This window comes from Acinetobacter sp. WA-87 (assembly GCF_039938935.1).
In the GTDB taxonomy this organism is placed as follows: domain Bacteria; phylum Pseudomonadota; class Gammaproteobacteria; order Pseudomonadales; family Moraxellaceae; genus Acinetobacter; species Acinetobacter seifertii.
This window is the reverse complement of sequence record NZ_JBDUVF010000001.1, coordinates 200,147-213,281: the sequence shown is the minus strand read 5'-3', so window position 1 is coordinate 213,281 and position 13,135 is coordinate 200,147. Positions and strand designations below refer to the sequence as shown.

The 13,135-nt window shown below is 38.0% G+C and carries 12 protein-coding genes; 5 read left to right on the top strand and 7 right to left on the bottom strand.

Features of this window, described 5'->3' with window-relative positions:
- Nucleotides 1-130 precede the first annotated feature (130 nt).
- Nucleotides 131-1,336 (top strand): FAD-dependent oxidoreductase, encoded by a 1,206-nt coding sequence (locus tag ABFY81_RS01045; protein ID WP_347912811.1) that lies wholly within the window; start codon nt 131-133, stop codon nt 1,334-1,336.
- 97 nt (nt 1,337-1,433) lie between these two features.
- Here the strand turns inward: ABFY81_RS01045 and ABFY81_RS01040 are convergent, their stop codons facing one another.
- On the bottom strand, nt 1,434-2,126 hold the full coding sequence (locus ABFY81_RS01040; protein ID WP_347912810.1) for a type 1 glutamine amidotransferase domain-containing protein: 693 nt from the start codon (nt 2,124-2,126) through the stop codon (nt 1,434-1,436).
- A gap of 156 nt (nt 2,127-2,282) precedes the next feature.
- On the opposite strand from ABFY81_RS01040, the gene ABFY81_RS01035 reads away from it, so the two are divergent.
- Both ABFY81_RS01035 and ABFY81_RS01030 read left to right on the top strand, forming a co-directional pair.
- Entirely contained in the window at nt 2,283-2,699 is a 417-nt protein-coding gene (locus tag ABFY81_RS01035) for a MerR family transcriptional regulator (protein ID WP_191900906.1), read from the top strand.
- Nucleotides 2,700-2,774: 75 nt separating this feature from the next.
- Nucleotides 2,775-3,578, top strand: a complete 804-nt coding sequence (locus ABFY81_RS01030) for a type 1 glutamine amidotransferase domain-containing protein (RefSeq protein ID WP_347912809.1) — start codon at nt 2,775-2,777, stop codon at nt 3,576-3,578.
- 68 nt (nt 3,579-3,646) lie between these two features.
- On the opposite strand, the gene ABFY81_RS01025 is transcribed toward ABFY81_RS01030, so the two are convergent.
- The 4 genes from ABFY81_RS01025 to ABFY81_RS01010 all read right to left on the bottom strand — a co-directional run bounded on the left by ABFY81_RS01025 (nt 3,647) and on the right by ABFY81_RS01010 (nt 7,736).
- Complete coding sequence (locus tag ABFY81_RS01025) at nt 3,647-4,222, bottom strand: dihydrofolate reductase family protein (protein ID WP_347912808.1); 576 nt, start codon at nt 4,220-4,222, stop codon at nt 3,647-3,649.
- 203 nt (nt 4,223-4,425) lie between these two features.
- Nucleotides 4,426-5,493: a saccharopine dehydrogenase NADP-binding domain-containing protein gene (locus tag ABFY81_RS01020; RefSeq protein WP_347912807.1), complete on the bottom strand. Its 1,068-nt coding sequence runs from the start codon at nt 5,491-5,493 to the stop codon at nt 4,426-4,428.
- A gap of 15 nt (nt 5,494-5,508) precedes the next feature.
- Nucleotides 5,509-6,747 carry an NADH:flavin oxidoreductase/NADH oxidase family protein gene (locus ABFY81_RS01015; RefSeq protein ID WP_347912806.1) on the bottom strand — a complete coding sequence of 413 codons (1,239 nt, stop codon included), beginning with the start codon at nt 6,745-6,747 and terminating at the stop codon, nt 5,509-5,511.
- A 158-nt stretch (nt 6,748-6,905) separates the two neighbouring features.
- Nucleotides 6,906-7,736, bottom strand: coding sequence for an alpha/beta hydrolase (locus tag ABFY81_RS01010; RefSeq protein WP_000542615.1), 831 nt, complete (start codon nt 7,734-7,736; stop codon nt 6,906-6,908).
- A gap of 328 nt (nt 7,737-8,064) precedes the next feature.
- Between ABFY81_RS01010 and ABFY81_RS01005 the strand changes: the two genes are divergently transcribed.
- Nucleotides 8,065-8,961, top strand: a complete 897-nt coding sequence (locus tag ABFY81_RS01005) for an acetoacetate decarboxylase (protein WP_347912805.1) — start codon at nt 8,065-8,067, stop codon at nt 8,959-8,961.
- A gap of 450 nt (nt 8,962-9,411) precedes the next feature.
- Nucleotides 9,412-11,022: a bifunctional 3-(3-hydroxy-phenyl)propionate/3-hydroxycinnamic acid hydroxylase gene (locus tag ABFY81_RS01000; RefSeq protein WP_347912804.1), complete on the top strand. Its 1,611-nt coding sequence runs from the start codon at nt 9,412-9,414 to the stop codon at nt 11,020-11,022.
- Between the two features lie 32 nt (nt 11,023-11,054).
- Here the strand turns inward: ABFY81_RS01000 and ABFY81_RS00995 are convergent, their stop codons facing one another.
- Together ABFY81_RS00995 and ABFY81_RS00990 are read right to left on the bottom strand one after the other, a co-directional pair.
- Nucleotides 11,055-11,813 (bottom strand): LysR family transcriptional regulator, encoded by a 759-nt coding sequence (locus ABFY81_RS00995; protein WP_347912803.1) that lies wholly within the window; start codon nt 11,811-11,813, stop codon nt 11,055-11,057.
- 1 nt (nt 11,814) lies between these two features.
- Nucleotides 11,815-13,005: an MFS transporter gene (locus ABFY81_RS00990; protein WP_347912802.1), complete on the bottom strand. Its 1,191-nt coding sequence runs from the start codon at nt 13,003-13,005 to the stop codon at nt 11,815-11,817.
- Nucleotides 13,006-13,135 lie beyond the last annotated feature (130 nt).

The window sequence follows — 13,135 nt, the reverse complement described above, 5'->3', positions numbered from 1 at the left end:
GTAAAACTCCCTTAATCGTTTTAAACGCCTTCTCAGATTTTTCGGACAATCAGGGAAAGGATTCGCTCACCCTAAATTTAGTGATGAGTTGGAATGTATTGTCCGAAAAATCGATCAAAAGGATAATCAAATGAGCAAGCGTATTATTATTGCAGGTTCTGGCTTTGCTGGTTTATGGGCTGCACTCGCAGCACAAAGAGCAATTCACTTAGCGTCACAAGAACAAAACATTGAAGTGCTGATGGTTTCCCCTAGCCCGAATGTTGGGATTCGTCCTCGTCTTTATGAAGCTGTACTTGAAAACATGAACCCTGATATTTCAGAGTTATTAAGCGTGGTTGGGGTTAAATTTCTGGCAGGTTGGGTAAATAAAATTGATGTCGACCAACAGGCAATTGAAGTTTCAACCACCGATGGCAGCAAACAAACTTTAAGCTATGACCGTTTTATTCTGGCAACCGGAAGTACTACGTTTATACCCCCAATACCGGGTCTTACCGAATATGGCTTTAGCGTAAGCACCCTAGAAGATGCTGAAAAACTAGATCAGCACCTTAAAAACTTAGCCAATAAACCTGCAAATGCAGCGCGTAATACGGTGGTTGTTGCAGGTGGTGGTCTTACGGGGTTAGAAACCGTTACCGAAATGCCTGAACGTCTGCGTAGCATTTTAGGTGCAACTGATGTCCGTGTAGTTTTAGTTGATTCCTCAACAGAAATTGGCGCGGCGATGGGTGACCAAGCAGCTAACGTTATTCGAGAAGCTCTTAGCGAGCTTGGTGTGGAAGGTAAAGCTGGGCTACGGGTTACAGCACTAGATGCATCAGGTGTAACACTTTCTAATGGTGAAAGAATTGAAACAGAAACCGTGATCTGGACTGCTGGCATGCGAGCCAACCCACTCACCTCTCAAGTTACTGGTGAAAAAGATAATTTAGGACGTATTTTAGGGGATGCTTATTTACATGCACCTGAAGCAAAAAATATTTTTGTAACTGGTGACACTGTAAAAGTTCCAACCGATGATTTAGGTAACTTTAACGTGATGTCTTGCCAACATGCCATGAGTCTAGGCCGTGTAGCGGGTTACAACGCTGCGGCAGAACTAGTTGATTTACCACTTCATCCATACAGTCAACCGAAGTATGTGACGTGTGTTGACTTAGGACCTTGGGGGGCACTTTATAGCGAAGGTTGGGATCGTCAGGTTCAATTTGTGCGTGATGAAGCTAAAAAAATTAAACAGGAAATTAATACCGTCTGGATTTACCCACCAGCCGCAGATCGTGAAGCAGTTTTTGCAATAGCAAACCCTGATTTTGTGATTGTTCCTTAAAGTTAGCCTTGCTAAATCCCATCACTTTATTTAAACAGTCGAAAAGCAAAACCGTCACTGGTTTTGCTTTTCTGATTTATATTTCAATCATTAACAATTACGACTTTTCTAGCTCTTCTACTATTGCTAAAGCTGTCTTTCTAGCTGAAAAAGGGTTTTGCCCCGTAATTAACTTGCCATCTTGAACGACGTATGGTGCAAAGGGAATAAAAGCTTTTTCATAATGAGCACCGCATTCTTTCGCTAACTCTTCGGCATTGTACGGCACTTTTTTCGCAACTCCTGCCAAAACCTCTTCACTCCACGCAAAGCCTGTTAACGTCTTATCTTTTATCAGTCGCTCACCATTTGAGAGTCGTACATTAAGTAACCCACAATAGCCATGACAAACACTTGAAACAATACCGCCTTTTTCATAAATATTTTTGGTGATTTCTTGCAGTTCTGGGTTATCTAAAAAATCCCACATTACACCGTGACCACCCGTATAGTAGATCACGTCATAGTCTTGCCAATTGATATCTGAGGGCTTAAAGGTATTTGCCAGTAGCGTAATAAAAGCTTGATCTTTTTCTCGGTCTTTAACAGACTTATCGGCAACTAAAGGCAAAAGTGACTTAGGTTCAATTGGAGTTTTACCCCCATTTGGACTGACAATATCTTGCACGTAACCTTGCTTTTCAAACTCATCATAGGCATGGGTAAGTTCGCCTAACCATAGCCCTGTTGGTTCATCAACATCCTTATAGCGTGAAATATTAGTCACGACATGTAATATGCGTTTAGACATTTTCTCACCTCATTTTTCATATTTATAATTCTATTCTTTCGTTTATCAAAGCATAGAAAGTTGTTACTGAAAGTGTGTGCTTGGTAAAGTTATGAACCTTGCTTTTAAGTGACTATAAGTCTAAAGTTAACTTGAATGTCAATAGAGTCTGTGGCCATGAATATTAGCGAGTTATCGAAACTAAGCGGTTTAAGCACCCCTACAATTCGTTATTACGAACAGATCAAACTCTTGCCTAAAGCAAAAAGAAAATCGAATGGTTATCGTGAATATACAGATAACGATTTGAAGCAACTTTCTTTAATTCAACAAGCCCAGCAAGTTGGTTTTTCTTTAGCAGAAATTAAAGCTTTTTTGCCTTCAAAAGTTGCCACTTGGAACCATGACGCACTCATCCAAACGATTGAATTAAAAATTCAGGAAATAGAGCTTTTAGAACAAAAACTCAAGGTGAGTAAGCAAAACTTACGCACCATGATTCATGCCATTAATGACAAACCAGATGAAATTACCTGCGAGCAAAATGCAGAACGGCTCATGACACTTTATTTTGATAAAGCAAAAACACCGTAATTTCTTCGAGACCTATTGACCTTAAAGTGTGCTTTAAACATACGATTGGCTACAGGTGATGAATGAGGACCTGTCATGTTTAAAGTTTGGAATTTTCAGCGTTGGTTAACCATTATTTTTGCCATTTTTTTGACTACACATGTGGTACATGCCACTGAGTCAAATAAAGCTCAAAGCCTTACCAAAGCAAATGGAAAAATTTTAGTCGTAATGACCAATCACTCGGCTTACCCTTCCCGTTCGGATAAAACAGGACTTTGGCTGACTGAACTCACTCATTTTTACGATGTCGCTTTGGCTGCTGGTTATGAAATGGATTTTGTAAGTCCTTTAGGTGGTCAAGTACCACTAGATGAACGTAGTTTAAAGTCCATTTACCTAGACAAATCTGCCCGTCAGCATTTAGCCGACCCCGCATTTATGCAACGGTTAAAAACAACATTAGCTCCGAACGCGATTAATCCTACCCAATACAAAGCCATTTACTATACTGGTGGACACGGCACCATGTGGGATTTTCCAAACAATAAAGCCTTGCAAAACATTAGCGAAGAAATCTATCACCAAGGTGGAATCGTTTCAGCGGTATGTCATGGCGTAGGCGGTTTATTGCCTCTACAAGATGAAAATGGCAAACCTTTAATTACAGGTAGAACTGTTACGGGTTTTGCAAATATTGAAGAAAGACTTTCAGGTATTAAGTCTCAAGTTCCATTTTCTTTACAAAATGGTCTCATTGAACGTGGTGCAAAATACAAAGAAGTATTTATTCCTTTTACTTCGTTTGTGGTTTCGGACGATAGAATTATTACTGGACAAAACCCGCAGTCGAGTAAAGAAATTGCCCAAGCAGTTGTTAAGCGTTTAAGCAACATGTAATAAAGCTAAAAAAACCAATTACAGACCAACGCTGTAATTGGTTTTTTATTTAAATATTATAGAAAAAATCAGCTTATCTTTTGATAGTGAAGAGCTATCGCACCTGAAGCAAACGTTTTATTTTCAATGAGTTTAAGATTGCTCCTTTGCTGAATGCCTTGAAATAGTGGCAAACCACTACCAATCAGCACGGGTGAAACGGTAATTTTATATTCATCAATTAAACCCAGTTGCATCAAATAGTGCGCGAACCGTGGACTTCCTAAAATCACCATATCCTTACCCGGTTGCTGTTTCAGCTTATTAATTTCTTCTTCAACATGGTCTTTTACAAGACGGGAATTATTCCATTCAACTGTATCTAAGGTGGTTGAAAAAACGATTTTTTCGGTCTTTTCAATCCACTCAGCATGATTTCGTTCATGCTCCGAAGCTTCTGGATTTGAAAGCATGGTTGGCCAATAATTATGCATCATCTCGTAAGTCGCACGTCCCCAAATCACCGTATCGGCAGTGCTCAAAATTTCTTTCGCATGATTTGCTAAATCGGCATCGTAAGCAATCCATCCGATGTCCATTGCCCCATTTGGACCTTCGACAAAACTGTCTAGCGATGCATGTAGAAATAGTATGAGTTTTCTCATTATTCTCATTCCTTTGTTATGAAAAATATTTATCACTTTTTAGTATATTCAATTTGAATTATTTCTTATGGAGTGTTTTGTTTTCTGTTTTTCTTTTTATCTATAGAAAGCTATATTTACTTGAAATATTTAAAAAAAACCCGAACAAGAATAACTCCTTATTCGAGACTATTTATAAACATGCTGTTTTAATAAAGACTTGGTTAAGTAATGACTAGCGGACCAGAACCCGGTAACTCAGTCACTAGCTTATAACCCATCAATTTTGCTGGCGTATATGTACCGCCTTTCATGGTATTTTTGAGTAAATAATTCACCACAGTCAGTGAACCATTTACGGTAAGGCTATAAGCGTTTTCTGTTTGGATACGGGCAGTTTTGATTTCCCCACGTGAATTTCTGGCTTCACCCCAAACATAGGTAGGTACTTTCGCACGAAGCTCTTCATTTGGCCCCACAACCGTTTTTTCAATACGCGATTTAATAAACTTCTGCACCGCATTGATTTTTAATATTGGACGTACATAGTTCAGCATTTTTGCACCAAAAATCATTTTGGGAAATGCGGGTACAAATACTTCAATGTTTGGAATACCTGTTGTATAGAACGCTGTAGATACGTCTCCCCACGGAACACTCATAGCACTTTTTTTACCGTCACCAAAATCAATGGTTCGAACATAATGTGCTAATGGAACGGTGGTAATTTTTCCGTTTTTACGAATTTTTCCGCCTTCGGCCATACCTTCTGTACTCGTTTTAGCAGTACCCGGTGAAAACCCTGTTCTAGAGTCAAAACCAAGTGCTAAATGGGTCGCATCTGGCAATGCTTCTTTCAGTGCAGCAGCAACACAATCTGTCGGAATCACATCGAAACCAACACCCGGACAAAGCACAATATCGGCTTTTTCGGCTTGGCTGTTAAGTGACTGAGCCAACTCAAATACAGCGATTTCACCGGTAATATCTAAATAGTGAGCGCCGACATTTATACAAGCTTCCATCATGGGTTTTGATGTTGCTGAAAATGGCCCTGCACAGTGCATAACCAGTTTAAAACCTTGGAGTTGCTCACTGACCGCATTTACGTTATCGAGCCCAAAAGCTTTATAGTCGAGTCCCAACTCTTGAGCTAATGTTTCAACTTTAGCTTTGTTACGACTAGCCAAAGTTGGTTTTAGACCTTGGCGTACAGCTTCACGAGCGATTAACTCGCCCGTGTAGCCATTTGCTCCATAAATTAACCAGTTTGAATCGTTAGGATTTGTCATAACACAACTCACTTATTAAGAAGCAAATGTATAGTCACGCATGCCTTTTTTGTATTGGCGGGTTCGGCATGACATCGCTGATTGTTGCAAAATTAAAGCCCAAGCTAGTGAAACATTTGGTTTTGTTTTTTTACCAGCGCTTACATTACGTAACTGGAATTTGGCCACAGCCATATTGGCAAGTGAAGCCAATGTTTTATTTTCCCATGTAATTGGCTTGAGTTCAGGTGAAATATTTTGGCCTTGTTTCCAAGCATTTGGCAAATTGGGTTCAATCGCTAAAGCTGTGGCAATGCCAATCATATCGACACCGCTTTCAATTACTTTGTCTGCCACTTGTTTACGGCGTATGCCACCTGTCACCATAACAGGCATTTTGGCAACTTTACGAATTTCTTGTGCAAATTCTAAAAAGTAAGCTTCACGGGCAAGTGTACGACCATCACGTGCTTGGCCTTGCATTGCAGGCGCTTCATAGCTACCACCTGAGAGTTCAACCAAATCGACTGCATGCTCATTTAACATTTTAACCACCTGCTGAGCATCTTCAGCGCTAAAACCGCCACGCTGGAAATCGGCTGAATTTAGTTTCACTGCAACCGTAAACTGAGGCGAAACTACTTTACGAACTGCTTTCACAATCTCAATTAAAATACGAGCGCGGTTTTCTAAAGAACCACCCCAACGATCTTGGCGTTTATTGCTCAGTGGAGAAAGAAACTGGCTTAGTAAATATCCATGCGCTGCATGAATTTCCACACCAGTAAATCCTGCTTTTTCACCTAATCGTGCCGTGTTTGCAAAACGCTGAATCACTTCTGCAATCATAGATTCAGTCATTTCAATTGGTGTGTTAAAGCGATTTGACATTTTTCCTAAATCTAAAGCGACAGCAGAAGGCGCCCATGTTTGTTGTCCTAAATTTGACTGCATTTGTCGACCCGGATGGTTAATTTGAAGCCAAACCTGAGCACCTTTGGAACGGCTAATTTGTGCCCATTTTTTGAAAGTATCTAGATGCTTTTCATCTTCAAGCACTACGCCGCCCGGTCCAGTCATCGCTCGGCGGTCTACCATCACATTTCCGGTAATGATTAGACCTACGCCACCATTTGCCCAAGCCTGATATAAACGCATTAATTCTTCTGATGGTGCGTGGTTTAAATCAGCCATATTTTCTTCCATTGCCGCTTTAGCAATACGGTTAGGAACATATGAGCCATTTGGGAATACTAATTTTTCGAACACTTTCATTGGAATGACCTCATTCAGTATGGCTTTACTTTAAGATTAAAGCTAACTTTAATGTCAATACCTTTTAGCATTTCTATATTTATTACTTTCAATTTCATTTACTTACAAATAAAAAAAGAGGCACTTAATAGGCCTCTTTTTTAAAGTTTAAAGCTAAATTATTCACGAATAAACGCCAATAAGTCAGCATTAATCACTTCATGGTTTACAGTTAACATACCGTGAGAAAAACCCGGATAGATCTTGAGTTGGCTATTTTGAAGTAACTCTGCAGATTTTACGCCAGACGTTTTATAAGGCACGATCTGGTCGTCATCGCCATGCAACACCAAAACAGGAATGGTGATTTTCTTTAAATCTTCGGTGAAGTCAGTTTGTGAGAATGCCACAATACCGTCGTAATGTGCTTTTGCACTGCCTGTCATACCCTGACGCCACCAGTTAGCAATAATGCCTTCAGATGGTTTCGCATCTGGTCGGTTAAAACCATAGAATGGGCCAGATGGAAGGTCTCGGAAAAATTGTGCACGGTTTGTGAGAACCTGATTTTGAAGGTCATCAAAAACTTCTTTTGGTAAACCTTCTGGATTATTTTCAGTTTTAACCATAAGCGGCGGTACTGCGCTAACAAGCACAGCCTTTTTAACGTTTTCTTGACCATGGCGAGCAATATAGTGAGCTACTTCACCACCACCTGTTGAGTGGCCAATATGAATTGCATTTTTAATATTCAGATGCTTCACCACTTCTGCAACGTCATCTGCGTAATGGTCCATGTCATGACCATCCCACACCTGACTCGAACGCCCATGCCCACGTCGGTCATGAGCAACTACACGAAAACCTTCTTTAAGGAAAAAAAGCAACTGTGTGTCCCAATCATCTGAACTTAAAGGCCAACCGTGATGAAAAAATAAAACTTGGGCATCGCGTGGCCCCCAATCTTTATAGAAAATTTCTACGCCATCTTTTGTGGTTACATATCCCATCTTTGTTCTCCTGGTGAAAAACTGCTTGCTGATTCGTTATAAAGATTTGAATATTTATACTAAGCTTAAAGTTAACTTTAAGGTCAACTATCTTAATCATCTTTTAAAAATAAAATTTATATGAAGACACTCATCAAGTTTGTATCTTTTTAAACTTTAATTGTTTTTATTTTATTTCTTTTAAATGTCAAAGATTTGACATGTCAAAATTAAAGCCTTGACTTTAAAGTTAGCTTTAAACTTATAGTGCCCACATTGGCTATTAATTAACACGTCTTGATAAAGACAACGGTAGCTACTCAGTCAATTAATGTAAAGGTGAACTCCAATGAATATAAAACAACAATTTACTGAGGTTGAATTCGGACAACAAAAAGTCAAAGTACCCAAAGGTGGTTATTATGACCGCTTTAGAATGAATCCTGACCTAGACAAAGTGGCTCAAGATCCAACTGCTGGCAATATCGACTTTTTCCGCCATATTCCTAAAAAAATTGTGGAATCACGAGTAGGTCCTGTCTGGGCACCCAACTTTTATTATCGTAGTGCAAATGTACAACTGCTCATACTTGCGCCTATTAAGCAAATTAAAGCAAAACTGCCTGCTGCCTTAACACCATTACAACCATTTCCAGGTTATGGTTTGGTCGCCGTTACCTTCTTTACCTATTCTGTTTGTGACAATGACCCTTATAACGAAGTGTCGATTGCGATTGTTGTCCGTAAGCCTAATGCTCGTGGGCCACACATCGCAGAGTTAATGAAATCGATGCGTCAACGTCATTTTTATGCGCATGTTTTAGCTTTGCCTGTTGATACTGAAATTGCCAGAGTGCGTGGTGTATATGGTTACCAACTACCAAAATGGTTAACTAAAATTGATGTCGAGATTAACTCAAAAGAAGTGCAAGCCAATATTTTTGATGTTAATGGAAAATTAGATTTAAGTTTAAAAACTGCTGTTCCTACTTTAAAACGTGTCGATTCTGAAACACATATTAATAAAACCACCATGCTCCATGTAGTCGATGGAAAATGGCACCAGACAGAGGTTCAGTCCAACATTCTTTCTTTTGCACAAAAACTTTTTCCAAAGAATGTTCAACTTGAGAAAAATGAGGGGCCTTTAACAAAGTTATTAAATGAACTTGGCGCTTCAAAAATTTTACGCTTAGATGTTATAGAGGATGCTCAGGTGGTGCTTAATTTGCCTACTCCACTATAGGTTTATTATTCGAAATATCAAAAAGAGACCAATTTATGGTCTCTTTTTATTTTTAGATTGCTTCTCTGGTCATTTCACAATTCAGGAGTCATAAAAAAATAGCATGCTTAAAAAAATGTAACATCCAAATCTATGATAAATCAAAGGTTGATATCTCTTCTAGTACTGAGTTTTATACTTTTGCGAAAATAGTTAGATGAAAATAATGGTAAATGAAAAGGTTAATTAAACCTCACTCTCAATCTCCATGCAATAATATATAATTTAAAACAATGATTGGATTTAAAAAACCTATTACAAAATAATTAAAAAACATTTAAATACAATGTATTAAAATAAAAAATGTATACATTACCCTTCAAAAAATCATCTTATTAAACTATCGATTAAATTTAGCTTTGTTTCAATTTTGATATTAATAAGAAAACTTGATAGTAAGGGATATTTACTGTGAATCAACCACATCATCACACCACGGAAGTTGCAATTTTAGGTGCGGGCCCAGTTGGGTTAACAATTGCAAATTATTTAAGTAAACAAGGTGTACAAGTTACCGTTATTGAGCAACTAGACCAACTCATTGATTATCCAAGAGCGATTGGTATTGATGATGAATCATTACGCACCATTCAATCAGTAGGTTTAATCAAACAAGTTTTACCACACACTACTCCTAATCATGCTATGCGGTTTTTAACCCCTAAAGGTCGCTGTTTTGCAGATATTCAGCCTATGACTCGCGAATTTGGCTGGCCACGTCGTAATGCGTTCATCCAACCCCAAGTTGACCGTGTTTTACTGGAAGGTTTAGCAGCCTATCCAACCACAGAGGTGCGTTTTTCACGTCAATTAAATAGCTTCACTCAAGACAAAGACCATGTAACGTTAAATTTAACGACTAAAGATCAAAAGCAGGAAATTGTTCAAGCGCAGTATTTAATCGCTTGCGACGGCGGGAATTCATTTGTACGCCGTACACTTAACATTAATTTTGAGGGTGAAACTGCTCCAAACCAATGGATTGTTATTGACCTTGCCAACGATCCACTAGCGACGCCTCATGTATATTTATGCTGTGATCCAGTACGTCCTTATGTATCGGCAGCTTTACCACATGGTATTCGTCGTTTTGAGTTTATGGTAATGCCTGGTGAGACTCAGGAAGAATTGAGTAAACCTGAAAATATTAATCGTTTATTAGGTAAAGTTTTACCTCATACAGACAATATCGAAGTGATACGTCAACGTGTTTATACTCATAATGCACGCATTGCAGATCGTTTTCGTGTAGACCGTATTTTATTAGCTGGAGATGCAGCGCATATTATGCCTGTATGGCAAGGTCAAGGTTACAACAGTGGCATGCGTGATGCTTTTAATCTTGCTTGGAAAATGGCATTAGTCATTAAAAAAATTGCAAAGCCAGAGATTCTAGACAGTTACCAACTAGAAAGAAAAGACCACGCTCAAGCCATGATTAATTTATCTGTTTTGGCAGGACATGTTCTTGCTCCACCAAAGAAATGGCAAGGTGTTGTTCGTGACGGTATTGCTTATGTACTAAATTACATACAACCAATAAAACGTTATTTGTTAGAAATGCGTTTTAAACCCATGCCGAAATATCATCAAGGCATATTGGCACCTTTTCCAGAAAAAAATACACCTGTTGGCAAGATGTTCATCCAGCCTCATGTTCAGCTTGAAAATAAAGACAAAGTTTTACTCGACGAAGTGATTGGTAATAACTTTGCCATTCTTGCTTGGGGAGTAAATCCTACTTGGGGAATCGCACCAAATAGTATGAAAAAATGGGCTAAATTAGGCATTAAATTTATTCAAGTCATACCTGAGGTTCAGTTAGACGCCCCGAATCGATCTTCTGACGAACATGTAATTACCATTGGTGATGTAGACACTGAAATTCGCTCATGGTTTAGCCAAACAAATCAATCTATGGTGATTTTAAGACCTGACCGTTTTATTGCAGGGCTCGCTATTCCTCAAACTGTAAATAGTATAAGTGAAGAGCTGTTCCAAAAAATGTATTTGATCAACTAAATATAATTAAGCCATTCTTTAGAATGGCTTTTTTAAAATGCAAAATTTAGATGAAACTGTTTTTTAAGTACATCCAAAATTAAATCTATAGCTTTGTTTACATGATCTTTGCGATAAGAAACATATAGACCTATCATTGGTAAAGGTTCTACCGTCTTTTTAACTAGAATTTTATCCCCTAACAATGGGATAACATACTGAGGAACAAGGCTCCAACCAATTTCCATTCCAACTAAATTAACATTGAGTAAGATGTTGGTTGAATGCTGCACAATATGAATATTAAGTTTAGATTTTTTAAAAAAACCATCAATAATTCGATAAAGCTCAGGTGAGGCTTCTTCATTACACATCACAAAATTATGATGCTCAAAACTTTTTATACTAATGCGTTCTTGCTGTGCTTCTGGCGAGTTTTTAGGAATAATTAAAGTGAGTGGCTCATGGAAGATTTGAATAGAAACCAGTTCATCTGTATTTGCCGCATAACGCGTAAAAGCAATATCTATTTCCCCCTTTTTAAGCGCCTGTAGTTGAACATCATCAGTTAAACTTTTAGCATTCTCTGTATGTTCTAAAATGATTAGAGCTTCTTTTAAAAAAACTTCCCCTGCTTTTGTAAGCTCGACTTTTCGTTTGCTGCGTATAAAAAGCTGAACACCAACTTCATCTTCTAAATCTTTAATTTGTTGACTGAGCGAAGGCTGTACCGTATGCATTCGTAATGCCGCTTTTGTAAAATTTAGCTCTTCAGCAACCGCAACAAAATAACGTAAGTGACGTAATTCCATGTCATATCCCAATTTTTGTCTTTATATTTCGTTCACATAGCCAACGATATAAAAATAAAGTCATTATCGTTACCCATGCACACAACTGGTAAGTTTTCTCATAGCCTATTTGGGCAATAATTAATCCTACCAAAACTGAACCAATTGCCATCCCTAAATCAAATAAAGTAAAAAAGGTTGAAACGGCATACCCAATTCTGTTTTTCTCAACCGTTTGTATAGCCATCGTTTGAAAAACAGGAAAAAGTGATCCGTACCCTGCACCAATTAAAACCGCAGCAAACCAATATTCCCACTGGGTTTGCATTTGACTCACCAAGAATAATCCTACCGCAAAAAGAATAAACGAAGGATAAATCACTGAGTTAGCTCCTCTTTTATCGTATGAATAGCCAACCCAAGGACGCGCGATAATCATTGATATTGCAAAGATAATAAAAAAAATACTTGTTTCAGCGAGTAAGTGTTTCGTTTCGCTATAGACACTAATGAAACTCATAATGCTTGAATAAGCCATCGCAACAAATAATGCAATCACACCTATAGGTACCACTCTTCTTTCGATAATATCGTTCAAGCTAATTTTTTGCTTTACTTGAACAACCTCTCTATCTTTTAACGACACAACTGGTATAAGAAAGCAAAAAACCAAACCTAGACACACAATTAAAGTGAGAAGAATAAATAGGTTATAAAAACTAGTGTAACGTACAGTAGCTAGCGCAATCATTGGCCCAAATACAACCGCTAAATTTGTAGACATGACGAAATATCCCATGCCTTCGCCTTTTCTCTGCTCTGGGATGAATTCATTTACAATGGGTACTGTTACTGTAGTCAAAATACTAAACCAGATGCCATGCGCGAACCGAATAAACAGTAATATCCATAGTTGATTTATAAATAAATAACCAAGGGCCAAAAATGCAAACAGTAATGTTGAACCGCGCAATGCGGTTTTTTCGCCTAACCGTTCAATGATCAAACCAGCAAAAGGACGAATGGCAATCGATGAAATCAAAAATAAAGTTAGTGCTAAACCTGCCTGACTAATTGAACCGGATAATTCTTTTAAAATATAAAGTGGTAATATTGTGAGTAATGCATAGTAATAAATGAATAAAAAAAGATTGTTCAATACACACAGAATAAATGAACGATTCCAAAGCTTTTCCTTGCTAACTGAATACATTTTTCTTACTCAATATAGATGATTAGTAAAACCAGAATTCGACTCATATGCTCGATACAGTTATGAACTTACTAAAACATTCGGATGATCAAATTTGAAATTTCATTCAAATAATGCCAAATATGAAAAA

What these genes read in the sequence shown, in the direction of transcription:
- ABFY81_RS01040 (WP_347912810.1), bottom strand. Translation starts at nt 2,126, where the DNA reads ATGTCTAAACGCATATTACATGTCGTGACTAATATTTCACGCTATAAG.
- ABFY81_RS00990 (WP_347912802.1), bottom strand. Translation starts at nt 13,005, where the DNA reads ATGTATTCAGTTAGCAAGGAAAAGCTTTGGAATCGTTCATTTATTCTG.
- ABFY81_RS01005 (WP_347912805.1), top strand. Translation starts at nt 8,065, where the DNA reads ATGAATATAAAACAACAATTTACTGAGGTTGAATTCGGACAACAAAAA.
- ABFY81_RS01035 (WP_191900906.1), top strand. Translation starts at nt 2,283, where the DNA reads ATGAATATTAGCGAGTTATCGAAACTAAGCGGTTTAAGCACCCCTACA.
- ABFY81_RS01010 (WP_000542615.1), bottom strand. Translation starts at nt 7,736, where the DNA reads ATGGGATATGTAACCACAAAAGATGGCGTAGAAATTTTCTATAAAGAT.
- ABFY81_RS01045 (WP_347912811.1), top strand. Translation starts at nt 131, where the DNA reads ATGAGCAAGCGTATTATTATTGCAGGTTCTGGCTTTGCTGGTTTATGG.
- ABFY81_RS00995 (WP_347912803.1), bottom strand. Translation starts at nt 11,813, where the DNA reads ATGGAATTACGTCACTTACGTTATTTTGTTGCGGTTGCTGAAGAGCTA.
- ABFY81_RS01025 (WP_347912808.1), bottom strand. Translation starts at nt 4,222, where the DNA reads ATGAGAAAACTCATACTATTTCTACATGCATCGCTAGACAGTTTTGTC.
- ABFY81_RS01030 (WP_347912809.1), top strand. Translation starts at nt 2,775, where the DNA reads ATGTTTAAAGTTTGGAATTTTCAGCGTTGGTTAACCATTATTTTTGCC.
- ABFY81_RS01020 (WP_347912807.1), bottom strand. Translation starts at nt 5,493, where the DNA reads ATGACAAATCCTAACGATTCAAACTGGTTAATTTATGGAGCAAATGGC.
- ABFY81_RS01015 (WP_347912806.1), bottom strand. Translation starts at nt 6,747, where the DNA reads ATGAAAGTGTTCGAAAAATTAGTATTCCCAAATGGCTCATATGTTCCT.